We start from the raw sequence: 23261 nt of genomic DNA, 5'->3' as shown, positions 1-23261 counted from the left end.
GGTATTGTCGAATGTATGTTCGAGTACGGTGGTGGGGTTCAGGTGGGCGAGGTGAGGGCCGGTGCCGAGGCGGCGGCCGCGTCGTTGCTGGCTGATGTCGCCGCCCTCGACGAGGTCGGTCGGTCGTGGCGCGTCGAGAATCGGTGTGCGGCGCGGAAGGTGTTGGCGGCGGGCCGGTTCTGGGAATCGTGGATCGAACGCGATATCCGGTTGGGGTCGGGCGACATCGTCGACTGCGGCAACAATGCGATCGCCGAGCTGGCGGTGCGGATGGGCTGCTCGAAGACCGTCGCGGAGTCGTTTGCGTCGCTGGGGATGGACCTGCGGCTGCGGCTCCCCCTGGCCCGGGCGGCGTTCGAGGCGGGTGAGCTGGACCTGCCGCGGGTGCGGGCCATCGCGCGGGAGACAACGGGACTGACACCCGAGACCGTCGCGGTCCTGGAACCGGAGATCGTGGCCGCGGCACGGCACCTGACGCCCGGCCCGCTGGCAGGGGAAATCAGCCGCCTCATCTCCGAGTTCTCGGCGGAAGAGGCCGCCGCGCAACGCGAAACCGCCCAGCAACTGGGGCGGCGGATCATCAAACGCGGCCGCGGCACCACCACCTCCACCATTGAGGTCACCGTCTCCCCCGAGGAGGCCGAGCAGGTGATGCAGCTGGTCGCCGAGTTCGCCGCCACCGTGTGCCCGCATGACAAGCGCGGCAAGCAGTGCCGGCTGGTCGATGCGGTGATGGCGATCATGCACGGCGAGCCGTACCTGCAGTGCAGCTGCGGACGCGAGGACTGCACCCAGGCCGGACGAACCGCGCTGCCGGGCCGGCGGGCACCGCTGACCCAGATCACCATGGATGTGGCGACGCTGCTCGGGTTGCTTTCCGAGCCCGCATACCTGCACGGCCACGGACTGATCGACCCGGAGTTGGCACGCACACTCGCCGCAGACGGGACCTGGCAGGCACAGCTCACCGAAGCCCTCAACCTCGCCGAGGAACTCGGCCTGATCCACCATGACAAGGTCGGCGAAACCGAAGCTGAAACCGACTCCGCCGACCGTGCTGCCGCAGGCCCGGTCAATGAGGCTGCGCCGGAACCGAAACCGGAACCAACGGCGGGCACCGCTGACCACACCGAGACCACCTCACCTAGCACCGAGCCGCCACCCCCAGCATCGCCGCGATTCTGTCTACGCTCATTCCTCGCCCGAAGCAGTCGCCGAAAAGCTGGGTACGTTCCCGACTTCGGGCCCCGCCCACCAACCGGACCATGCACCGGAGCGTCGGACACCCAACCCGGCGCACACACCGCACCACCAGCCCCGACCAGCGTCGGCACCATCACCGAGGCGATCCTCGCCGCTATCGATGCCGACCCGACCCTGGCGCGACCGGAACACCCCGACGGGCACGGTGGATTCGCGACTCCGCCCGACGGCGCCCTCACCTACCGCCCCGACGCCACCACCACCGCACTCGTCCGCGCCCGCGACGGCCATTGCAGATTCCCCGGCTGCACCCGCCCCGCCGCCCAATGCCAGACCGATCACATCGTCGAGTACTGGGCCTACGACCCGGCTTTCGGCGGCTGGACCATCGTGTCCAACCTGCAATGCCTTTGCCAGTTCCACCACCAACTCAAAACCCTCGGCCGCTGGACCGTGACCGCCCTTCCCGGCCACGCCTTGCTCTGGACCTCCCACACCGGCACCACCGCCATCACCCTCCCCGCAGGCGCCCACGGCAGCCACACCCACACCACCCCCAGCCCACACATCACCGGCCGCCGCGGCCACACCCCACCACTGCCACCGCCGACACCAGACCCGCCACCGTTCTGAATGCGCACGTCCCCGCGGCGATCAGGGTGACCACGGGGACGTGCGGCAGGGTTCGAGCGACTACTGCCTGAGTATCGAGTTCATCTGGTTGATCTCGGCCTCCTGGCCGGCGACGATCCTCTTGGCGAGCTCCTTGAACTGCCCACGATTAGCTGACGATGTTTGGCATCTCCGCTAGGGCGAAACGCCCAAGCTCTCCTCGGCGATAGATACGGTAGGGCGGGAAATCTCCCGAAATCAATGAGGTGAACCAAGATGGGTAGCGTCGGAATCGATTTCAATCTGGCATTCGATGCATTTTTGAAGTGGTTGAACGTCACGTTCGGCCTCGGCGGAGGTATCGGAATCGGCTAAATCAGAGCTCTTTGAGCGAATGGCCTTCTGAAACGAATCTCGAATCTTCCAGGGGCCATTCTATTCTTGTGCGGATCGCTGGTCCCGCCGGGCAGATCGTGGGATTCTCCTCTGGTTCAGTACCTTTCACGGCCCGGGCTACCGGGAGGTTTCGGCCAAACCCGCAAGAACGTCCGAACAAGAACCCAAATCTGAACGCGCACGTCCCCGGGGCCACCAGGATGACCACGGGGACGTGCGTTCGAGCGACTACTGCCCGAGCATCGACTTCATCTGGTCGATCTCGGCCTCCTGGCCGGCGATGATCTTCTGCGCGAGCTCCTTGACCTGCTCGCTCTGTCCGTCAGTCAGGATCGCGGACGACGAATCCACCGCGCCCTGATGATGCGCGATCATCATCTCGAGCCACGCCCGGTCGAAGTCCGCGCCCGACGCCCGCTCGAGCTGGGTCATCTGGTCCGCGGTCATCATCCCGTCGCCACCATCGCCATGGCCCATGTCGGCATGGCTCGCGTCGGCGGCCATCGTCGGCGCGCCCCACTCCGCGAGCCACCCCGTCATCTGTGCGATCTCGGGGTCCTGCGCGGCCTTGATCTGGCCGGCCAGCGCCAGCAGTTCGGCGTTCTCGGTGCGGCCCTCGGCGAGCGCCGCCATCTCCACGGCCTGCTGGTGGTGCGGAATCATCATCTGCACCCACATGACATCGGCGTTGTTGTGCGCGCCCGGCGACGCGGACGGTGCAGGACTCGCGGTCGTGGACATGGAGCCCATCGAATCCATCGAATGGCCGGATCCGGAGTCGTCATTGGAGCAGCCCGCGATCAGGGCGACGGCGGCAGCGGCCGCGGCGATCAGGCCGGCGGTCTTGGTACGAGTGTTCATTGTTGTTCTTCCTTGGTCTTTCGAGTGATCAGAGGCCGGACTGCGTCGAGCACGACGCAGTGGCCCTGTCAGACCCGCAGAAGGCACAAGGTGGCAAGGCGATTCGAGGTGGGCGCGGCAAAGGGTGGCCCGCGACCGGTGCGGGCCACGGCGGACCGGCCGCGGAAAATTCGGGGGCCGGCCCCCGACGGCAGGCCGAACGCGATCAGGGACATCGCCAACAGCACCGCCGAGAGCAGGACCGCGACGCACGCGTTGAGCATGTGGTGACCACCCGGGTGGTCGGCGGGCTGCTGGTCGGTGGGCGCCGCGGCGTGGGCCGACGCCTCCGGGTGTGACGTCGGCCGATCCGGTGCGATGGCCGGGGAGGTGGATCGGGTCATCGCGGCGTGGGCCGGGCTCGGGAGGTGCGCGTCCATCGCCGGGGTGCTCGTCGCCGCCCGCGGGACGTGCGCCTGCCCACCCTGCTGCACGGCGGCCGCCACGTGATGCATCGCCAGCAGACCGAACACCAGCGCGCCGAGCAGCAGCGCGCACGACAGTGCGGCGCGCTGCGGGGCGAGGCGGAGCCGATCCATGGCTAAACCATACCCTGCGGGGGTCAGGTAGTAAGCTCCAGCGGCCACCGCGCGGGTGCGGGGCCGAAGGCGTCGCGTGCGTTGTTGATCACGCCCTTGCCGATCACCCGGTTTCCGGTCCCGCCGATCGCCGCGCCGATGCCCGCGGGTACGAGCTTGCCCAGGATCAGCGCGCTCCGGCGTGCCGCGTACTTGGTGACGAACTTGTGGATCAACTTTCGGTTCATCCCCGTCATGGTCTGCGCCGGGAGTCGATTGGTGATGAGCGAGCCCCAGTTCTTCGTGGTCGCGCCGACGGCCTTCTCCACGATCTCCATGCCCGAGGCGCCCAGTGCCACCGCGAGGACCAGGGCGCGCCGCTGCTCGTGCTGCTGCACCGAGATGCCGTGCACCGAGGCGATCGCCAGCGTCAACAGGGCGGAGGCCTCCAGGAAGAACACCGACTCGGCGCCGACCGCCGCGATCGAGCCGACCGTGCCGATGCCGGGCACCGCAGCGGCCGCGCCCACCGCACCGCCGCTGCCGGTCACGGCGGTGAGGAACATCTTCTCCATCCGCTCGATGATCTGCTGCGGATTCTCGTCGGGGTGGGCGCGCCGGACGCGCTCCACATACTTCTGAACAGCGGGTCCCTGCAGCCTGGCGCCGTTGTCGAGCAACGACACGATGACCTGCTCGATTCGTCCCAGCTTGTCCGCCATGGTCTTCCCCTCCGTCACGGCCTGCACCGTCCGCGGCCGAACTCCCTACCAACGGTCGGGCTCGTCGTGTTGTTCCGGGCCCGAGCCCGGCATCGCTGGATGCGACGCAGATCACTGCCTACGCTGAGTTCATGGCCGGGCACTCGGAGGGTAGACGGGCAGCGCCCGCCAGGCCCCTGCGCCCGTACCTCGCCCCGTACGAGGGATATCGGCTGGCGGGATTCGAGCCCGGCTCGCACCTGGGTCTGCCCTCTCCGTACCTGACCGTGATCATCGCGCTCGACGCCCCGCTCGAGCTCGCGCGGATGTCCGATCCTCGGCAGCAGCCCGGCGCCTGGGGCACGCTCGCCAGCGGCCTGTGCACCGCGCCGGTGACGATCCGGCACGACGGCAACCAGCACGGCGTCCAGCTGGCCCTCACCCCGGCCGGTTCCCGGGCACTCCTGGGCGTGCCCGCCGCCGAACTCGGCGCCTGGGTCGTCGAGCTCGAGGACCTGCTCGGCGCCGACGCCACCGAGCTCAGCGACCGGATCGCGGCGCAGCCCTCCTGGGAGGCCAGGTTCGCGGTCCTCGACGAGGTGTTCTCCCGGCGTCTCGGGGACGCCGAGATCGACCCGCATCTCGAGCACGCGTGGCAGCTCCTCACGGCCGCCGAGGGCGTGATCCGGGTCGGCCAGGTGGCCCGCGAGGTCGGGTGGAGCAGAAGGCACCTGGTCGGCCGGTTCACCGCCGAGTTCGGAGTCAGCCCCAAGGAGGCGGCCAAGCTCGCGCGCTTCCACCGCTCGCATCAACTCCTGCGCAGCCGGCCGTCGATCTCGCTCGCCGACGCCGCCGCCCGGTGCGGCTTCTACGACCAGGCCCACCTGGCGCGGGACTGGCGGGACATCGTCGGTATCCCGCCCTCGAGGTGGCGCGCCGAGGAGTTGTTCTCATTCATCCAAGCGGACGAGGCGTCAGAAGGAGCAGTGTCGACGGCATGACCACACAGACGACCAACACGACCACCATCTGGCCGACGCTCAGCTACGCGAACGCGCGGGGTGCCATCGCGTTCCTCGTGGACGCCTTCGGATTCACCCCGACCGCCGTCTATGGGGAGGGGGAGCGGGTCGACCACGCCCAGCTGGACTGGCCGGGCGGCGGCGGCATCATGCTCGGTTCGCAACGTCCGGACTCCGCGGTGGGGGACCTGCCGACGGGGGTGGGCTCGGTGTACATCGTCGTCTCGGACCCCGACGCGCTGTACCGCCGCGCCGTCGACGCCGGGGCGACCGTCGTGAAGGGGCTGACCGACGAGGACTACGGCTCGCGCGGGTTCACCTGCCGCGACCCCGAGGGCGTGTACTGGAGCTTCGGAACCTATGCCGGAGAGCCGCCGAAGACCCAGTGATCGGCCGGGACCACCTCGTCGGGCTTCGGCGGGTGCGGCGGCGTGCCGTCGCCGAACGGACTGCCGCCCAACGCTTCGCGACCATGCGGCTCGGGCCAGTTCGCGAGATCCGGACCTTTGGGGATGATCTGAGTCGGGTTCACGTCGGAGTGCACCACGTAGTAGTGCTCCTTGATCTGTGCGAAGTCGATGGTGTCGCCGAAGCCCGGCGTCTGGAACAGATCCCGCGCGTAGTCCCACAGCACATGCATCTCGGTGAGCTTGCTCCGATTGCACTTGAAGTGCCCGTGGTAGACGGCGTCGAACCGGACCAGGGTGGTGAACAGCCGGACGTCCGCCTCGGTGATGGTGTCGCCCACCAGGAATCGCTGTGTCGCGAGCCGGTGGGTCAGCCAGTCCAACCTCGCGAACAGCCGGTCGTAGGCCGCCTCGTACGACTCCTGCGTGCCCGCGAAACCGCAGCGGTACACGCCGTTGTTGACGTCCTTGAACACCAACTCGGCGACCTCGTCGATCTCCGGTCGCAGCGCCTCCGGGTACAGGTCGGGCGCGCCCTCGCGGTGGTACTGCTTCCATTCGGTCGAGAGGTCGAGGGTGAGCTGCGGATAGTTGTTGGTCACCACCTGGCCGGTCGGGATGTCGACGATCGCGGGCACCGTGATCCCGCGCGGATAGTCGGGGATGCGGGCGAAGTACGCGTCCTGCAGGCGCGGGATCTTCAGCACCGGGTCCACCCCGCCGGGATCGAGGTCGAAGGTCCAGCTCCGCTGGTCGTGGGTCGGCCCGCAGACGCCCATGGACAGCACGTCCTCGAGGCCGAGCAGGCGCCGCACGATGATGGCCCGATTCGCCCAGGGGCACGCCCGCGCGACGACGAGGCGGTAGCGACCGGGTTCGACCGGGTAGCCGTCGCGGCCGTCAGCGGTGATCCGGGTGCTGACGTACCGGGTGTCGCGGGTGAACTCCTTGCCCGCCTCGACGTACGCGCCGGTGATGCTGTTCTCGTCGGTCACTGTTCATCAACTCCGTCGTTGGGGGGCAACAGTTCACACGGTACTTCGCGGCAGCGTGGCGGAAGTATGGACTCCCAGCTCCTCATAGCCCAGCGACGCGGCCAGTCGGCGCGAGGCCGTGTTGCCGGGATGGCTGCGCCACTGCGGGATCAGGCCGGCGTCGATCGCGTCGTTGGTCGTCAGCCGGGACACCACCGCCCCGTGCCCGCGCCTGCGATGATCCGGCGAGGTGAGGGCGCCCATCTGGGCCAGGATGCCCTGCCACTCCGCGTACCCGGACGAGGACAGCGGAGTCCCCGCGTCATCGACCAGCGTGAACCAGTTCCGCTTACCCGTGAGGTCGGCCTCCGCCGCGTCGTCGGGTGGGCAGGCGGACTGCAGGGCCAACACGTGCTCGAGGTCGTGCGAGATCAGCGGGTCCTCGCGGCCGATCTCGGTGCCGACGTCGGCGGCGAAGGACAGCAGTCGCGGGCCCGAACAGCTGCCGCCGTGGTCCTTGGTGATCGTGAGCATCGTCGCGCCGTCGGTCAGCTCATCGTCGCTGTAGTGCTCCGCCCGTTCGATCGCCCAGTCCGGGCCCACCAGCGCGCTCGCCCCAGCCAGCCGGAGGAACCGGACCCGGTCGGAGGTCTGGTCCACCCGGATGTGCCGGGTACCCGGCCGGGCCAGGCCACGATCCGGCAGTCCCAGTTCCCTGGCCCAGGCCAGGGCGATGATGTCGATCTGATGGGCGTCCACCTTGGCCACGGTATCGGTCCCGGCGCTCGGCGCACGCCGGCCACAGGATCGCCGCCCAGGCCGCCACGACGAGCACCGCGGCGACCACGTCGCTGGGACGGTGCCACTGGCAGATCATCACCGCGGATCCGGCCGCGGCGGCGGCCGCACACATCAGGGCGGCGACGGCGGCTCGCGAGCCGGGGGTCAGGACCATCGCCAGTCCGACCGCCAGTGAGGTGATCACCGTGACGTGGCCGCTCGGCAGCGTGTTGTGTGCCCCCCAGCCGAGATACGGACGATCGAGCAGCAGTTTGACCGCCTGCGTGGTGACGTTCGCGCCCGCGATCACCGCCAACGCGACGGCGAGCGAGCGCGGCCGGCGACGGATCAGCCCGATGAGGACGATCACGCCGACCGCCGCGGCGATGAATGCCGCGTTCACCGCACCGAGCAGGGCGAACCCCGCCTCGTGCCAGGAGTCGGGAGCCGCATTCGCGGCGCGCATCAGCTGCTGGTCGGCCAGCTGGCCCCCCTCGGTGGCGACGAACACCGAGTGCACGAGCATCAGCGCGAGCGCGCACCCGGCCGCGATCGTCGCGCCCAGCACGTAACCAGGCGCGCGACCATTCGCCCGGGGCTTTGATGTCCACATTCCGACCAGGATGCCCGGCCCAGATGAGAACTCCATGAGAGAGCGGTTGCCCGCGGCGACCTCCACACCGTATATTCCGTGTGGACTAATTGGCGTGGGATATATGGGGGTGCACATGGCAACCGCAGCGTTGAGGCCGCTCGGGATCACCGTGCTGGCCCTGCTGTTCGAGCGGCCCATGCACCCGTACGAGATGTACCAACTGCACGTGGCGCGACGCGACGACCGGCTCGTCAAGATCAGGCCGGGCTCGCTCTACCACACCGTGGAGCGGCTCGAACGCCAGGAACTGGTCGCCGTCGTCGGCACGGAGCGGGCAGGCAATCGCCCGGAGCGCACCACCTACTGCGTCACCGATGCCGGGCGTGCGGCGCTCACCCGGTGGGTGGGCGAGACCCTGTCGACACCGAATCCGGAGTACCCGGCGTTCCCGCTGGCGCTCGCCGAGGCGCACAACCTCGATGCCGACAGTGTGTGCGCCGCCGTGGCCGAACGGATCGGCCTGGTGGAGAAGGACATCGCCGAGCTCGACGCGTTGCGCCAGGTGGCAGTGTCCAGGGAGATCCCGCGGGTGTTCTGGTTCGGCTTCGACTACCTGCGTGCTCTCGCGGTCACCGAGGTCGAGTGGCTGCGCGGGCTGATCGACGAGATCGAGACCGGCGCACTGCCGTGGCACATCGACAGGCAACACCCCGAACCGGCGAAGGGCTGACACGTGACCGAGCTCAACCAGAACGCCGAGATCAAGCAATGGCCCGCGCTCTGGGCCCTGTGCCTGGGCTTCTTCATGATCCTGGTGGACTCCACGATCGTGGCGGTCGCGAACCCGGCGATCATGGAGGACCTGAACTCCGACATCAACAGCGTGGTCTGGGTGACCAGCGCCTACCTGCTCGCGTACGCGGTGCCGCTGCTCATCACCGGAAGGCTCGGTGATCGCTTCGGCCCCAAGAACCTCTACCTGTCCGGACTCACGTTGTTCACCGCCGCCTCGCTGTGGTGCGGACTGTCCGGGAACATCGAGATGCTCATCGTCGCCCGGGTCTTCCAGGGGTTCGGTGCGGCCATGATGACGCCGCAGACGATGGCCGTCATCACCCGGATCTTCCCGCCGGACAAGCGCGGTACCGCGATGGGCCTGTGGGGCGCGGTCGCCGGCGTGGCCACCCTCGTCGGCCCGCTCGCCGGCGGCGTCCTGGTCGACGGCCTCGGCTGGCAGTGGATCTTCATCGTCAACGTCCCGGTCGGGGTGATCGCCTTCCTGGCCGCCGTCCGCTTCGTGCCTGCCCTGCCGACCAACCGTCACCGTTTCGACATCCCCGGCGTCGTGCTCAGCGCGACCGGCATGTTCTTGCTGGTGTTCGGCCTGCAGGAGGGCAACACCTTCAACTGGTCAGCGCGGATCTGGCTGCTCATCGGCGCGGGCATCGTGCTGTTGGCGATCTTCATCTGGTACCAGTCGTGGAACAAGAACGAGCCGCTGCTGCCGCTGGGCCTGTTCAAGGACCGCAACTTCTCGCTGGCCAACATCGCGATCACCTCGATGGGCTTCTCGATCACCGCGATGGTGGTGCCGCTGATGTTCTACGCGCAGGCCGTCCGCGGGCTCTCACCGACCGGTTCGGCGTTGCTGATGGTTCCGATGGCGGTGCTCACCGGCGTGCTGGCGCCGAACGTCGGCAAACTGGTCGATCGGGTGCACCCCCGCTACATCGCCGCGCCCGGCTTCCTGATGCTCTCGATCTCCCTCGGCTGGCTCGCCTTGGTGATGAAGCCGGGCGTCGCGATCTGGGAGCTGCTGCTGCCCATCGCCCTGATGGGCGTGGCGAACGCGTTCATCTGGTCGCCGCTGGCGGCCACCGCCACCAGGAACCTCCCGATGAACGCGGCAGGCGCGGGGTCCGGCGTGTACAACACCACCCGCCAGGTCGGTGCGGTGCTCGGAAGCGCCGGTATCGGTGCCCTGATCACCTCGCGCCTGACCGCCAATGGTGTGCCTGCCGGCGGCGGGCCGGAGTCCGGCGGCACGATGCCGAGCTTCATCGTCGACGGGTTCAGCACGTCGATGGCGCAGGCCGTGCTGCTGCCCGCGGGCGTGCTGCTGATCGGTTTTGTTGCGTCGCTGTGCTTCTCGCGCCCCGTCCGTGGGGGTGACCAGCCCCCGGCGGCCGTCGAACAGGAGCGCGTCCAGGCCTAGGCCGCGGGGCTCCGGTGTGGCAGGCTGGCGCCATGACTGCGTCGCTCCCGTCTGCCACACCCGAGTCCGCCCGGCCGACCCGGCTGGAGCGCATCACCACGGAGGCCGGCGCGGAGATCGCCGTGCTGACGTTCGCGCACGGACCGCTGAACCTGTTCGACAAGGCCATGTTCGACTCCATCACCGCCGACGTGGACGCACTGAGCGCGGACCCTCCGCGTGCGGTGCTGCTGCGCGCGGAGGGCAAGGTCGTCTCCGGCGGGGTCGACGTGCACGTCTTCGAGGGCCTGACCACCGAGCAGGGCGCCGAGCTGTGGCAGACGCTGTTCGCCGAGATCATCCACCAGATCGAGGCGCTGCCCTGCCCGGTCGTGTACGCCGCGCACGGGCTGACGCTCACCGCCGCCTTCGAGATCGCCCTCGCCTGCGACATCATCCTCGCCGCGCCCAGGGCCAAGTTCGGACTCGTCGAGACGGTGGTCGGGCTGACGCCGTCGATGGGAGGGCCGCAGCGCCTCGCCGAGCGCGCCGGCTCCGGTCGCGCCAGGGAGTTGGTGATGACCGGAGACCTGTACGACGCAGCGACATTGGCCTCCTGGGGGGTGGTCAACGCGGTGCACGAGGACGTCGACGCGGCCGCCCGCGCCCTCGTCGCGCGGCTCGCGGACGGCCCGACCCGTGCCCACCACGCCACCAAGAAGATCATCGAGGCCTGGCGTTCCGGTGGTGTGGCGCATGCGGACTCGATCACCCCCGAGGTGTCGGGCGAGCTGTTCGGCACCGAGGACCTGGTCGGCGCGGTGCGCAGCTTCCTCGCGGTGGGCCCCGGTAAGGCCGAGTACTCGGGCCGCTGAACTCGGAGTCGTCTCGCATCGGCGCTGAGCGCCATAGGCGTCTCACATCGGCGCCGTACCGCCTAGGGTTGGCCGCATGTCTGATGAAGTGCTGCTCGAACGTCGTGGCCGCATCCTGGTCATCACCATCAACCGTCCCGAGGCGCGCAACGCGATCAACGCCGCGGTCAGCAACGGGCTCGCGGCGGCCGTCGACGAACTCGACGCCGACGCGGACCTCTCGCTGGCCGTCCTGACTGGTGCGGGGGGCAACTTCTGCGCGGGCATGGACCTCAAGGCCTTCGTCGCCGGAGAGAACGTCATCGCCCCCGGCAAGGGTCTCGGCTTCACCGAGGCGCCGCCGCGCAAGCCGATCATCTCGGCCGTCGAGGGCTACGCCCTTGCGGGCGGCACCGAGCTGGTGTTGGCGACGGACCTGGTCGTCGCGTCCTCGGAGGCCCGGTTCGGCATCCCCGAGGTCAAGCGTGGCCTGGTCGCCGCCGGTGGCGGACTGCTCCGCCTGCCCAAGCGGATCCCGTACCAGAAGGCGCTCGAATTGGCCCTCACCGGAGACAGTTTCACCGCCGAGGAGGCGCACGGCTACGGCTTCGTCAACCGGCTGACCGAACCCGGCAAGGCGCTCGACGGCGCGCTGGAGCTGGCCGAGCGGATCACCGCCAACGGCCCGCTCGCGGTCGCCGCCACGAAGGAGGTGATCGTCAAGTCGTCCGGTTGGACCGACGAGGAGGCATTCACCCGGCAGCTGGAGCTGATGGGTCCGGTGTTCGCCTCGGAGGACGCGCAGGAAGGAGCGATCGCCTTCGCGCAGAAGCGCGCCCCGGTCTGGAAGGGCCGATAGCGGTGCGTCGAGGTCGGGTGGCCGTGCTGCCTGCACTCGTGCTGGTGGCCGGGCTGCTCGGCGGGTGCGCCGCACCGCAACAGGATTCGGCGAGGGAGCCGGCGGAGGTCGCGGCCGACGGCTACGTCTACGGCTACGCGCCGATCGCCCTGGCCCGGACCCGGGCCAACATGATCTGCCTGCTGCCGGTCAACCAGCTCTACAGCCAGCCCGCGATGTCGGGGCCCGAGACCAGGGTGGTCGTCGCCCCGAACGCGGACACCCTGTACTCGATCGCCTGGCTCGACCTCCGGTCCGGCCCGGTGCTGCTGACCCACCCGGAGATGGGGGAGCGGTACTTCGACTTCCAGCTCCTCGACATGTACACCAACGTGTTCGGCAACATCGGCACCAGGGAGACCGGGCAGGCGGCGGGCTCGCACGTGATCGTGCCGCCCGGGTGGCACGGCGAGACGCCCGCGGGCGCCGCGGTGATCGAGTCGCCCACTTGGGACGCCTGGATGATCGGGCGGACCCTGGTGGAGTCCGATGCGGACCTCGCCGCGGCTCGCGCCGCCCAGCAGCAGTACACGATGACGGTGCTCGCCACCCCGATCCCGGACGCGCCGCCCCCGCTGCCGCCGACCGACTGCGGCAACAACCCGTCGCCGCAGGCGATCGCGGGCTCCGGCCCCGCGTTCTTCGACGAGCTGTCCGCGATCCTCGCGGCGAACCCACCGCCCGCGGCGGACGCACCGATGCTCGAGCAGCTCGCCACCCTCGGGGTGACGCTCGGCGCGATACCCAGCGGCGGCGAACCGGACGACGTCGCGGCCCTGGCGGCGGGAGTGGTCCGCGGGGACAAGCGGATCGTCGGGCTCGCGGACACCGCGTTCGGAGGCGACGGCCCCTGGAGCTCGCTGCCGGACGCGGGCCGGTACGGCACCGACTACCTGCACCGCGCCGGGGTCGCGAAGATCGGGCTCGGGGCGAACGTGCCCGAGGAGTCGATGTACTACGTCGCCAGGACCGACTTGGGCGGCGCTGCGCTGCGCGGAGACGGTGCCGGCTACCGCCTGCACTTCCCGGCCGACGGGCTTCCGCCGATCGACGAGCGCGGCTTCTGGTCCGTCACCCTCTACGGGCCGGACATGTTCTTCGTGGCGAACCCGTTGGGCCGCTACGCGATCGGTGACCGCACCCCCGGGCTGGTGCGCGGCCCGGACGGCTCGCTCGACCTGTGGATCGGGGCACGACCGCCCGCGTCCGGCCCGTCCAACTGGTTGCCCGCACCGGACGGCGAGTTCGTCCTCATGCTGCGCTCGTACCTGCCGACCGACCGGGCGTGGACGCCGCCTGCGCCGGAGCCGGCGCGCTGAGGCGGGATACTGGACGCCTGACGACCTCAGGAGGACACCGTGTCGACCCCGCTCGCCGAGCTGCACATGCACATCGAGGGATCCCTCGAGCCCGAGCTGATCTTTGCGCTCGCCGAGCGCAACAAGGTGGAGCTGCCCTATCGGGACCTCGACGACCTGCGCAGACGCTACGAGTTCAGCGACCTGCAGTCCTTCCTGGACCTCTACTTCGCGAACATGGCGGTGTTGCGGACCGAGCAGGACTTCGCCGACCTGGCCCGCGCCTACTTCGCGCGTGCGGCGGCCGGCGGCGTGCGCCACGCCGAGATCTTCTTCAACCCGCAGGCGCACACGGTCCGCGGGGTGCCGCTGCGCGCGGTCCTGGACGGACTGGCCGATGCCGTCCGCGCCAGCGAGGCCGAGTTCGGGGTGTCCAGCGACCTGATCGCGGCCGTGCTGCGGGACCGGCCGGTGCCCGAGGCCGAGGCGATGCTGGACGAGGTGCTCCGGCTGGACGTCCCGGTCCTCGGTCTCGGCCTGGACTCCGCCGAGGTCGGCTACCCGCCGTCGCTGTTCGTGGACGTGTTCGCGCGGGCGCGGGCGAACGGGCTGCACACGGTGGCACACGCGGGGGAGGAGGGGCCGCCCGACTACGTCTGGCAGGCCCTGGATCTGCTCCGGGTGGAGCGGATCGACCACGGCGTGCGGTGCCTGGAGGACGAGGCCCTGGTCGCGCGGCTCGTCGACGAGCAGATCCCGCTGACGGTCTGTCCGCTGTCGAACGTGCGGCTGCGGGTGGTCGACACCCTGGCCGAGCATCCGCTGCGCCGCATGCTCGAGGCCGGGTTGCTGGTGACCGTCAACTCCGACGACCCGGCCTACTTCGGCGGCTACGTCGACGACAACTTCGCGCGACTGCAGGCGGAGCTCGGGCTGACCGCGGAGGAACGGGACACCCTGGCCCGCAATTCCATCCGGGCCTCGTTCGCATCGCCCGAGCGGAAGGCGGCGCTGCTCGCCGGCTGAGCGGGCGCCTGTGACGACGACGAACGGGCGGTTACCGGGCAGGCCTCACGGCCGTTGCCCCGGTAACCGCCCGTTCGTGGCGTCGAGCGCCTATCCCAGCACCTGGCGCAGGTAGGCGTTGTCGAAGACCCGCGCCGGGTCGTACTTGTCGCGCACCGAACGGAACTCGTCGAAGTGCGCGTAGGTGGGCCGTAGGTCCGCCGCGGTGCGCGAGTGCAGCTTGCCCCAGTGCGGCCGACCGTCGACGGCCCGGGCGATCGACTCCACGGCGTCGAAGTACTCGCTGTGATCGCGACGGTGGTACTGGTGGACGGCGATGTAGGCGGTGTCGCGGCCGTTCGCGGTCGACAGCCAGATGTCGTCGGCCGCGGCGAATCGGACCTCGACGGGGAACGCCACCTGGATGCCGGACTTCTCCAGCCAGCCGTCGATCTCGCGCAGGGTGTCGGGCAGCGCCTCGGCGGGGATGGCGTACTCCATCTCGCGGAATTTCACCCGGCGAGGGGAGGCGAACACCGAGTAGCTGCGGTCGGTGAACTCGCGTGCCGAGAGCGCCCGTGAGGAGACGTTGTTGATCCGCGGGATCGCGGCCGGGAACCGGGTGGCGACCCGGTTGACTCCCTCGAACAGGGTGTTGGAGAGCAGTTCGTCGTCGATGAATCCGCGGACCTTGCCGACGGGCGTCAGCGGGGTGTCGCCCGGGAGGCGGGTGTTGTGCTTGGTCAGGACCCGGTCGGTGTGGGGGAACCAGTAGAACTCGAAATGGTCGACGCCGTGTGCGTGCTCGTCGATCCGCGCCATGGTCTCGCTCAGGCGCGCGGGGGCCTCGACCGCCCGCATCGCGTAGGCGGGTTCGCACAGCAGCGTCATGGACGCGATGACGCCGAGCGCCCCGAGGCCGAGGCGCGCCGCGTTGTACAGCTCGGCATTCTCCTCGTCGGAGCAGGTCACCACCGCGCCGTCCGCCAGCACGATCTGCAGCCCGCGGACCTGGGTGGCCAGGCCGCCGAACCGGGCCCCCGTGCCGTGGGTTCCGGTCGAGATCGCGCCCGCGATGGACTGCACGTCGATGTCGCCGAGGTTCGTCATGGCGAGACCGCGATCCCACAATGCGGGATTGAGTTCGTTCAATCGAGTGCCCGCGAGAACCGTGACGAGAGCGCCCGACGGTTCGACCGGGACCACGGATTCGATGCCCGTAAGGTTGTCCAGGCTGATCTGGACGCCATCGGTGACAGCGACGGGGGTGAAGGAATGTCCGGCACCAACGCACTTGACGTGCAAGCCTTCTGCTGCGGCGCGGGTGATCTCGTCACTCAGTTCCGCGACGGTCGCGGGTGCAGCGAGGCGAGTGGGCCGCGCGGTGGCGCTGCCGGCCCAGTTCTGCCAGAAATGTGATTCCATTCACTCATGATCTACTGGACGATCGTCCAGGTCAACACCTAATACGGAATCGGGCTCCGGCGTTCTAGGATCGGCAGATGCTGAATCGGCTTCCTGCGGATGAACGTCGCGCCCAACTCGTCGAGTCCGCGATGGGTATCGCGGAGCGCACCGGGATCAACTCCGTCACCATTCGTGCCGTCGCCGAGGAGGCGGGGGTCTCGCTCGGGGTGGTCCACTATTGCTTCGAGAACAAGGAGGCGCTGGTCGCCGCCATGGGCGAGGCCTTGGTTCTGCAGCTCAGTGGGGCGCTGCGGTACGCCTTCGGCACGGCTCAGGGCGATGGTGACCAGAGCGGCCTGCGGGGCCTGCGCGAGGTCCTGCACAGCGGCCTGTCCAATATGTGGCCGCTCATCGAGGCGACGCCGAACCGCCAGCTGCTCACCTACGAGATCACCGCGTACGGGCTCCGGCAGCAGGCCGCGGGCGCCGAGCTCGCCGGCTCCATCGCCGCCCTGCAGTACCGGACGATGGACGTCGAGGCGACCGCCTTCCTCGAGGAGACGGCCCGGTACACGGGGACCGCGTGGACCGAGCCGGTCGAGCACATCGCCCGTTTCTGCCTCGCGGTGATCGACGGCATCGTGCTGCGGTGGCTCGTCGACCGTGACGGCGAGGCGGTGATCGCTCAGCTCGACGACGCGGTGCAGATGATCGCGATGAAGGCGGTCGAGGCGGAGTCCGAGCAGGCCTAAACCTGGACACTCGTCCAAGTCGATGGTTGACTCACGAACCATGACCACGACCCGCGAACGGCTGGACTCCTACGCCATGACCTCCACCCGCGAACGCCTGGACGCGGCCACCCGCGAGCTCGACCCGCCGCTCGCCGCGGTGGACCTCGGGACGCTGCGCACCAACGCCGCGGACCTGGTGCGTCGTGCCGGCGGCACCCCGGTTCGGGTGGCCAGCAAATCGGTGCGCTGCCGCGCGGTCCTCGAGGAGACGCTGGGCACCGGGCTCACCGGCCAGGGCGGCTTCCGCGGGATCATGTCCTACTCCCTGCGCGAGGCGATCTGGTTGGTGCGGCTCGGCGCACGCGACGTCCTGATGGGATACCCGACCGTCGACCGTGGCGCGCTGGCCGAGCTCGCCTCCGACCCGCTGCTGCTCGAGTCCATCACGCTGATGGTCGACAATCCGGCTCAGCTCGACGTGGTCCACGACGCGGCGGGCAGTGCCGCGGTCCCCGCCCGGGTGTGTCTCGACATCGACGCGTCGCTGCGGGTGGGCCCGCTGCACCTGGGCGTCCGCCGCTCGCCGCTGCGGACCCCCGACGAGGCCGCGGCCGTCGCGCGTGAGGCCAAGCGCCGTGGGTTCGCCGTCGTGGGCGTGATGTTCTACGAGGCGCAGATCGCCGGCCTGCAGGACACCAGCGCGCCGATCCGGCTGATCAAGCGCGCCTCCGCGGCGGAGCTCGCGACCCGACGCTCGGCGGTCGTGGACGCGGTCAGCGCCACCGTCGGGGAGCTGCAGATCGTCAACAGCGGGGGCACCGGTTCCCTCGAGGTCAGCTCCGCCGACGGTTCCGTCACCGAGGTGACGGCCGGTTCCGGGCTGTACGTGCCGACGCTCTTCGACCGGTACCACGCGTTCACCCCACGCCCGTCGCTGTACTTCGCGCTGTCGGCGGTGCGGAAGCCGACGCCCCGCATCGCCACCCTGTTCGGCGGCGGCTACATCGCGTCGGGTCCCGCGGGCGCCGCGCGGGTGCCGACCCCCGTCTGGCCCGCCGGCCTCAAGCTCATGCGCAACGAGGGCGCCGGCGAGGTCCAGACCCCGGTGACCGGGGATCCGGCCGCGGCCCTTCGGATCGGGGACCGGGTCTGGTTCCGGCACGCCAAGGCGGGCGAGGCGTGCGAGCGCTTCAACGAGCTGCACCTGGTCGAGGCCGACGGCACCCGCACCACGGTGCCGACGTACCGGGGCGAGGGGCGCTGCTTCGGCTAGGCGTGTGTCCGCATGAACCCGCCCAGCTCGGTCAGGCCGGCGGGGGTGGTCGGTAGGTAGTGGGTCAGGGCGGGGGAGCGCACGATCACCGCGCGCCATTTCCCGCGGGAGAGGGCCACGTTCAGCCTGTTCCGGGACAACAGGAAGCCCATCCCCCTGGGCACCTCGTCGGCGGAGGACGCCGTCATCGACACGAGCACCACCGCGGCTTCCCGGCCCTGGAACTTGTCGACGGTGCCGACGAGGATCTCGTCGAGCCCCGCGTCGGCGAGGGTGCGGCGGAGCAGGCTCACCTGGGCGTTGTACGGGGCGACGACGAGGAGGTCGGCCTGGTCGAGCGGGCGGGCGGCCTCGCCTGCCCCGGGGGTCCACGGCGCCCCCAGCAAGGCGCGCACCTCCCTCACCACGGCCTCGGCTTCCTCGACGGACTCCGTCGAGTTGCCGTGGTGCTCGACGTACAGCGCCGCCACGCCGGGCTCGACCCCTTCGAGTGCGCGCGCCGTGGTGGCGGACTCCTGCGAGTGCAGCTGTCCCTCGTAGGACAGGTCCGAGACGGCCGCGCACACCGCGGGATGCATCCGCCAGGTCCGGTCCAGGAAGTAGCCGAGCTCCGGCGGCAGGGCGCCGTGGCCCTGCGCCAACCAGCCCAGCGCGGAGGTGTCCACCGGCTCCGGATGGGTGCCCTGGCTGACCTGCGGCAGCTGCTGCGGGTCACCGAGCAGCAGCAGGTTGCGGGCGGAGATCCCCACCGCGATGGTGTTGGCGAGCGAGAACTGACCGGCCTCGTCGACCACCAGCAGGTCCAGGCTGCCCGCCGGCACCCGGGCCGTGTGCGCGAGATCCCAGGCGGTACCGCCGATCACGCAACCCGTCTGCTCGTGTTCGGTGAGGAAGGCGGCCAGGCCGCCGGACTCGACCTTTGTCCAGGCCGGGTTCTCGGCCAGACCCGAGGCTGCGCTTTTGGGTCGCTCTGCAGGCTCTGCTCCGGCCTTCTTCGCGACCCGCTCGCCCGGCACCCCGGCTCGCACGATCCCGTCGAGCATGTTTTCGACCACCGAATGTGATTGCGCGACAACGCCGATTCGCCAGCCGTGCCGGTTCGCCAGGTCGGCGACCACCGCGGCGCCGGTGTGGGTCTTGCCGGTGCCGGGCGGCCCCTGGACCGCGAGATAGGAGTTGTCTAGGTCCAGCAACGCCGCGGTGATCGCGGCCGCCCTGTTCGCCGGGTCCGCGACGGGGAGCGGGGCGCCGGACCGGGTGCGCGGGGGCATCCGGCGCAGGATGTCGACCGCGGCCGAGGCGGGCATCGCGGGCAGGGCGGCCGCCGCGGAGGCGGCCTGTTCGGCGATCGCGGCCTCGATGGCGACGGTCCGCACGGGCTGCCCGGGGGCGAGCGCGATCGGCAGAACCGCGTGCGGGCCCGCGCCCGTCGGCTCGAGCTCCTCCACGACCGCGACCTCGCGCCGTTCGCCGTCGGGGCCGCCCTCGTCGGCCAGCGCGAGGACCGTGACCGGCACGGCACCGCGGACACCGGGATCGGCGGAACCGACCCCCGTGCCCCCGTCGTAGAGGGCGTAGACCTGGTCGCCGGGCCGTACCGTGGTGCCCGCGCCCCAGTGCCCGGCGAGCCGAACGTGCCTGCGCTGCTTGCGTTGCCGCGGGGTGCTCGTGTGCCAGTCCACGACCAGCTCGGTCGACTCGGCCACCAGGACATCCGCGGTGTCTGCCCACTCGTCCTCGGGCTGCACCAGCCGGTCGAAGTGTGCCCACCAGAACGGTTTGCGTTCGCGTCGGTGGTATCCGAGCGCGGCCGCCATCAGCGCGGCGGCCTGCTGGTCGTCGGTGCGCTCGCCGGGCAGCGCCTCGCCGACATGGGCGCGCAACGCGGCCTCCGCTGCGCTCTGTTCCTCGACCGGCGCCGACAGCACCTGTTGTGCCGGGTGCGGCTGCACCCCGTGTTCGGCCGCGATGCCGCGCAGCCAGTCCCGCAGCCGCAGCGTGGAGACGCAGTCGTACTCGTTGTAGTCGGCGATGCCCTGCAGGAGGTCCTGCGCCTCGCGATCCTTGCCGCCGTCGCGCAGGGCGCAGTAGTTCGCGTAGGCCACGATGGAATCGGCGGCGGTGGCGACGTCGCTCTCGCGGAGTTGGTCGCCCATGTACAGCGGCTCGAGCTTCTTGATCGAGTACGACGGCGCGCCGACCCGGACCGCGCCGCGGACGACCGGGTACAGGTCCACCAGCACCTTCTCGCGTAGCAGGTCGTCCACCGCGTCCTCGCCGACGCCGTAGCGGCCGGCCAGCCGCAGCAGCGCGGTCTTCTCGTAGGCCGCGTAGTGGTAGACGTGCATGTGTGGGAAGCGTTTCCGGCGCTGCGCGACGTAGTCGAGGAAGTCGAGCAGGGCCTGGCGTTCCTGCTTGCGGTCGTGTGCCCAGAACGGACGGAACGTACCGTCCGTCTCCACGATCCCGAACAGGTACTCGAGACCCCAGTCGGTGGACCCGTCCTCCGCCCACAGCGGGTCGCCCTCGAAGTCGAAGAAGATGTCGCCCGGGTCGGGCTCCGGGACGGCGGCGAGGGCCCTGGCTCCGTCGACCACCTCGTAGATCGGGGTGTCCGAGCGTTCCTGCCGGATCTGGGCGGCGGCCTGGGCGCGCAGCGCCGCGAACGTCCGGACACTCATCCCCTCGACCGGCTCGTGTCGGTCCGCGAGGGCATCGAGGGTCGGGACACCGCCGCGAATCAGCTTCTCCCGCTGCGACGACCGCATCCCCGCGACCAACAGCAGGTCCCGGGTGCGCACGATCTCCGGGGTGCACTCGTCGCACCGGCCGCAGGCGCGGTAGCGGGGATCGGCCCAGGACGCCGGGTCCTGGTCGCGGCGGTGCCGGTCGAGTACCCGCACCAGCTCGTCACGGCGCTGTCGGAAGACGGGAACGATGTCGCCCAGCGCGTAGTCCGCGGCGCTGCGGTCGCCGAGGACCAGCCGGGCGTGCGACGCGGCGGGGATGCCGTCCGCGGTCAGTGCGTCCGCGTAGGCGGCCAGCTGCAGCAGTGCGGTCACCTTCGCGTGCCGGGAGAGCTTGGTGTCGACCACCACGTACCCGTCGCCCTCGCGCACCAGGAAGTCGCAGAAGCCGAGGAACCGGCCGTCGAAGAAGGTGCCCTGGTAGATCACGTCGGCGCCCGCTCGTGCCGCCGCCACGGTGGCCTTGTTGGCCCGGGTCAGTTCCTCCCAGTCACGGCGCGGCCGGTCGATGCGGACCACGCCGTCGCCGAACTGCTCGACGTACTCGTGGAGTTGGCGCTGCTCGTGTGCGTCGCCGAGCTCCGAGGTCCGCGCGAGCATCGGGTCCGCCCGATCCGCGTCGGTCGGTTCGATCCGCCCCAGTTTCGCGTCGAGCCGACGCAGCAGCGCGTACTCGCACTCCGCGGCCTGGGACAGGTCACTGGCGCTGTAGATCAACACGTCGTCGAGGAGGAACACGGGGACGACTATCGCAGACGGTCCCGACAGCGTCGGTTGTCCGTGCAGCTGCGTGCTAGCCGCGTCCGCCGCAGGCGGCGGAGATGCCGGCCATCGTCTGGGCCTCCGCCAATGCGGCGTCGAGCGCCGCATCCTCGAGCAGGCCCGGGTCGGCGGGGTGGTGGATGCCGAGCACCGTCACCGGGCGACCGTCGGCGGGGGTGAGCGTGAACCGGGCGCCGGGTGCGAATCCGGGAGCCGGCTCCGGCAGTGCGACGCCCACCGCGTGCAGTGCGCGCAGCGTGGCGTCCCAACCGGCCGGGCCGAGCGCGACGATCACCCGTACCCAGGCGCGCACCTCCGCGTACTCGCGATCCAGCCACGACGCCTCACCGACCGCCGAGACGATCCGGGTTCCGAACAGGCGCTGGCCGGGCTCGCGCAGCCCGGTCGGCCGGGAGGCGATGCCGATGTGGTGCAGCGACCGGGCGATCCGGTCCTCCGCCGTCGGATCCGGTGCCGGGTCCACGATCAGCAGTCGGGGCAGGGCGTCGCCGTATCCGGGCACAATCGTCGACATGAGTCCCATTGAACCCGATCCGGCGCTGGTCGATGCGGTCCGCGGGGCCCGCCGGGTGGTGGTCTTCTCCGGAGCGGGCATGTCCGCGGAGTCCGGCGTGCCCACGTTTCGCGACGCGCTCTCCGGGCTGTGGGAGCGGTTCGACCCGGCCGAGCTGGCCACCCCGCAGGCCTGGGAGCGCGATCGTGAGCTGGTGTGGGCCTGGTACGAGTGGCGCCGCGCGCTCGTGCGGCGGGTGCAGCCCAATGCCGGCCACCGGGCCGTGGCGGACTGGGCGCTGTCCACCGAACTGGCCGTGGTCACGCAGAACGTCGACGACCTGCACGAGCGGGCGGGCTCGACCGTCGCCGCGCACCTGCACGGCAGCCTGTTCGCGCCGCGGTGCAGCGCATGCGGAACGCCCGCACACGTCGACGTCCATCCGGATCTCGCACCGGTGGAACGTCTCGCGCCACCCCTGTGCGCAGAGTGCCGGGCGCCCGTCCGGCCGGGCGTGGTGTGGTTCGGGGAGGACCTGCCGCCCGCGGCGTGGAGCGTCGCGCAGGATGCGGTCGAGCGGTGCGACCTGATGGTGGTGGTCGGCACCTCGGGGGTGGTGTACCCGGCGGCGGAGCTCCCGCTGCGGGCGGTCGCGTCGGGCGCGACGGTGGTCGAGATCAACCCGGAGCCAACCGATCTGACCTCCGCGGTGACCCACTCCTGGCGGGCCACCGCGGCGCGGGCGTTGCCTGCCCTGGTCGCGAGTTGCCGCCCCGAGGGCTGAACCGTGGCGCCCTAGAAGGTGCGCAACGCGTCGCGGCTCAGCTGGTAGCCGTGCCCGGCGACCTGGTGGGCGCAGAGCAGTCCGTCCTCGGTGCTCAGGCAGCCGAAGTCGCCCATCCGGATGCTGCTGCCGTACGGCAGCACCCTGCTGCCCCGGGTGACCAGCGGCCTCGGCAGGCACACGCCCTTGCCGACGCCCTCGCCGGTGAGCATCGCGTAGTCGGGAAACCACTGGCACGGTTCCTTGACGTCGGCGGGTTTGGTCGCGGAGGGATAGCTGTGGTCGGAGACCTCGCAGAGCAGCACGGTCGGGTCCTTCGGCGTCGAGCAGCGGATGTTGCCGCTGGGCGTCGTGAAGTGGAAGCCGATGGTCGGCGCGGCAGGGGACGAATCGGTCTCCTTCGCATCGTGATACGTCTCGGGGTCGACCGGCGACCCGGCGGAGATGCGTGCTGTCTCGGCGGAACGGCCGCCCGGGTTCGGCGGCGCCGGGGTCGGCCTGCCGGTGGTGGCGGGGCCGCCCCAGTCCGCGGCGGCGACCGCGGTTCCCTCGATGCCGGGCCCGCCGCACCCGGCGACCGCCGCGACGACCGCGACGGCGCCGAGGACGCGGGCGAGGGCCGGGGGACATCCACGGGAGCGGCGCTGCATCGGACGACTATCGCAGATGCGCAGGCGCCCGGT

The 23261-nt window shown here is 70.5% G+C and carries 22 protein-coding genes; 12 read left to right on the top strand and 10 right to left on the bottom strand.

Annotated elements, in window-relative coordinates; translation table 11 throughout:
• Window positions 1-15 precede the first annotated feature (15 nt).
• The gene (locus ACFQS9_RS04430; RefSeq protein ID WP_378401977.1) at window positions 16-1836 is read left to right on the top strand and encodes an HNH endonuclease signature motif containing protein; all 1821 of its coding nucleotides are present in this window, start codon (window positions 16-18) and stop codon (window positions 1834-1836) included.
• Between the two features lie 603 nt (window positions 1837-2439).
• Here ACFQS9_RS04430 and ACFQS9_RS04425 read toward each other — a convergent pair.
• The 3 genes from ACFQS9_RS04425 to ACFQS9_RS04415 form a co-directional block, all read right to left on the bottom strand.
• Window positions 2440-3072 carry a DUF305 domain-containing protein gene (locus ACFQS9_RS04425; RefSeq protein WP_378401975.1) on the bottom strand — a complete coding sequence of 211 codons (633 nt, stop codon included), beginning with the start codon at window positions 3070-3072 and terminating at the stop codon, window positions 2440-2442.
• A 68-nt stretch (window positions 3073-3140) separates the two neighbouring features.
• Window positions 3141-3650, bottom strand: a complete 510-nt coding sequence (locus tag ACFQS9_RS04420) for a hypothetical protein (protein ID WP_378401973.1) — start codon at window positions 3648-3650, stop codon at window positions 3141-3143.
• Between the two features lie 23 nt (window positions 3651-3673).
• On the bottom strand, window positions 3674-4351 hold the full coding sequence (locus ACFQS9_RS04415; RefSeq protein WP_378401992.1) for a hypothetical protein: 678 nt from the start codon (window positions 4349-4351) through the stop codon (window positions 3674-3676).
• Window positions 4352-4482: 131 nt separating this feature from the next.
• On the opposite strand from ACFQS9_RS04415, the gene ACFQS9_RS04410 reads away from it, so the two are divergent.
• Window positions 4483-5331, top strand: coding sequence for a helix-turn-helix domain-containing protein (locus tag ACFQS9_RS04410; RefSeq protein ID WP_378401971.1), 849 nt, complete (start codon window positions 4483-4485; stop codon window positions 5329-5331).
• Complete coding sequence (locus tag ACFQS9_RS04405; protein WP_378401969.1) at window positions 5328-5741, top strand: VOC family protein; 414 nt, start codon at window positions 5328-5330, stop codon at window positions 5739-5741. Before ACFQS9_RS04410 ends, ACFQS9_RS04405 begins: the two co-directional genes overlap by 4 nt.
• Here ACFQS9_RS04405 and ACFQS9_RS04400 read toward each other — a convergent pair.
• Genes ACFQS9_RS04400 through ACFQS9_RS04390 form a run of 3 tightly spaced genes read right to left on the bottom strand, consistent with a single transcriptional unit; the run spans window position 5711 to window position 8126 of the window.
• Window positions 5711-6754 (bottom strand): glutathione S-transferase family protein, encoded by a 1044-nt coding sequence (locus ACFQS9_RS04400; protein ID WP_378401967.1) that lies wholly within the window; start codon window positions 6752-6754, stop codon window positions 5711-5713. The two genes, ACFQS9_RS04405 and ACFQS9_RS04400, sit on opposite strands and share 31 nt — an antisense overlap.
• 33 nt (window positions 6755-6787) lie before the next feature.
• Window positions 6788-7336, bottom strand: a complete 549-nt coding sequence (locus tag ACFQS9_RS04395; protein ID WP_378401965.1) for a GNAT family N-acetyltransferase — start codon at window positions 7334-7336, stop codon at window positions 6788-6790.
• Complete coding sequence (locus ACFQS9_RS04390) at window positions 7287-8126, bottom strand: phosphatase PAP2 family protein (RefSeq protein WP_378401964.1); 840 nt, start codon at window positions 8124-8126, stop codon at window positions 7287-7289. The genes ACFQS9_RS04395 and ACFQS9_RS04390 overlap by 50 nt, the downstream gene beginning before the upstream one ends.
• Window positions 8127-8241: 115 nt before the next feature.
• Between ACFQS9_RS04390 and ACFQS9_RS04385 the strand changes: the two genes are divergently transcribed.
• The 6 genes from ACFQS9_RS04385 to ACFQS9_RS04360 all read left to right on the top strand — a co-directional run bounded on the left by ACFQS9_RS04385 (window position 8242) and on the right by ACFQS9_RS04360 (window position 14378).
• Window positions 8242-8838, top strand: a complete 597-nt coding sequence (locus ACFQS9_RS04385) for a PadR family transcriptional regulator (RefSeq protein WP_378401962.1) — start codon at window positions 8242-8244, stop codon at window positions 8836-8838.
• 3 nt (window positions 8839-8841) lie between these two features.
• The gene (locus tag ACFQS9_RS04380; protein WP_378401960.1) at window positions 8842-10323 is read left to right on the top strand and encodes an MFS transporter; all 1482 of its coding nucleotides are present in this window, start codon (window positions 8842-8844) and stop codon (window positions 10321-10323) included.
• 32 nt (window positions 10324-10355) lie between these two features.
• On the top strand, window positions 10356-11177 hold the full coding sequence (locus tag ACFQS9_RS04375) for an enoyl-CoA hydratase/isomerase family protein (protein WP_378401958.1): 822 nt from the start codon (window positions 10356-10358) through the stop codon (window positions 11175-11177).
• Window positions 11178-11253: 76 nt separating this feature from the next.
• Entirely contained in the window at window positions 11254-12015 is a 762-nt protein-coding gene (locus ACFQS9_RS04370; RefSeq protein WP_027502924.1) for a crotonase/enoyl-CoA hydratase family protein, read from the top strand.
• Between the two features lie 23 nt (window positions 12016-12038).
• A complete protein-coding gene (locus tag ACFQS9_RS04365; protein ID WP_378401956.1) occupies window positions 12039-13373 on the top strand; it encodes a DUF1254 domain-containing protein in 1335 nt (444 codons plus the stop codon).
• Between the two features lie 39 nt (window positions 13374-13412).
• Window positions 13413-14378, top strand: coding sequence for an adenosine deaminase (locus ACFQS9_RS04360; RefSeq protein ID WP_378401954.1), 966 nt, complete (start codon window positions 13413-13415; stop codon window positions 14376-14378).
• Between the two features lie 90 nt (window positions 14379-14468).
• Here ACFQS9_RS04360 and ACFQS9_RS04355 read toward each other — a convergent pair whose 3' ends face one another.
• Window positions 14469-15782, bottom strand: coding sequence for a D-arabinono-1,4-lactone oxidase (locus ACFQS9_RS04355; protein ID WP_378401952.1), 1314 nt, complete (start codon window positions 15780-15782; stop codon window positions 14469-14471).
• A gap of 77 nt (window positions 15783-15859) precedes the next feature.
• Here ACFQS9_RS04355 and ACFQS9_RS04350 point away from each other — a divergent pair, with 77 nt between their 5' ends.
• Both ACFQS9_RS04350 and ACFQS9_RS04345 read left to right on the top strand, forming a co-directional pair.
• The gene (locus tag ACFQS9_RS04350; protein ID WP_378401950.1) at window positions 15860-16516 is read left to right on the top strand and encodes a TetR/AcrR family transcriptional regulator; all 657 of its coding nucleotides are present in this window, start codon (window positions 15860-15862) and stop codon (window positions 16514-16516) included.
• A 76-nt stretch (window positions 16517-16592) separates the two neighbouring features.
• On the top strand, window positions 16593-17771 hold the full coding sequence (locus tag ACFQS9_RS04345) for an amino acid deaminase/aldolase (RefSeq protein ID WP_378401990.1): 1179 nt from the start codon (window positions 16593-16595) through the stop codon (window positions 17769-17771).
• Here the strand turns inward: ACFQS9_RS04345 and ACFQS9_RS04340 are convergent.
• On the bottom strand, window positions 17768-21256 hold the full coding sequence (locus ACFQS9_RS04340; protein WP_378401948.1) for a TM0106 family RecB-like putative nuclease: 3489 nt from the start codon (window positions 21254-21256) through the stop codon (window positions 17768-17770). The genes ACFQS9_RS04345 and ACFQS9_RS04340 overlap by 4 nt on opposite strands.
• Window positions 21257-21311: 55 nt before the next feature.
• Window positions 21312-21815, bottom strand: a complete 504-nt coding sequence (locus ACFQS9_RS04335; protein ID WP_378401946.1) for a uracil-DNA glycosylase family protein — start codon at window positions 21813-21815, stop codon at window positions 21312-21314.
• Between ACFQS9_RS04335 and ACFQS9_RS04330 the strand changes: the two genes are divergently transcribed.
• Window positions 21814-22578, top strand: a complete 765-nt coding sequence (locus ACFQS9_RS04330) for an SIR2 family NAD-dependent protein deacylase (protein ID WP_378401944.1) — start codon at window positions 21814-21816, stop codon at window positions 22576-22578. The genes ACFQS9_RS04335 and ACFQS9_RS04330 overlap by 2 nt on opposite strands.
• 11 nt (window positions 22579-22589) lie before the next feature.
• Here ACFQS9_RS04330 and ACFQS9_RS04325 read toward each other — a convergent pair whose 3' ends face one another.
• On the bottom strand, window positions 22590-23228 hold the full coding sequence (locus ACFQS9_RS04325; protein ID WP_378401943.1) for a hypothetical protein: 639 nt from the start codon (window positions 23226-23228) through the stop codon (window positions 22590-22592).
• Window positions 23229-23261 lie beyond the last annotated feature (33 nt).

This window comes from Rhodococcus daqingensis (assembly GCF_042665615.1).
Classification (GTDB): domain Bacteria; phylum Actinomycetota; class Actinomycetes; order Mycobacteriales; family Mycobacteriaceae; genus Rhodococcus_G; species Rhodococcus_G daqingensis.
This window is presented reverse-complemented; position numbering and strand designations above follow the sequence as displayed.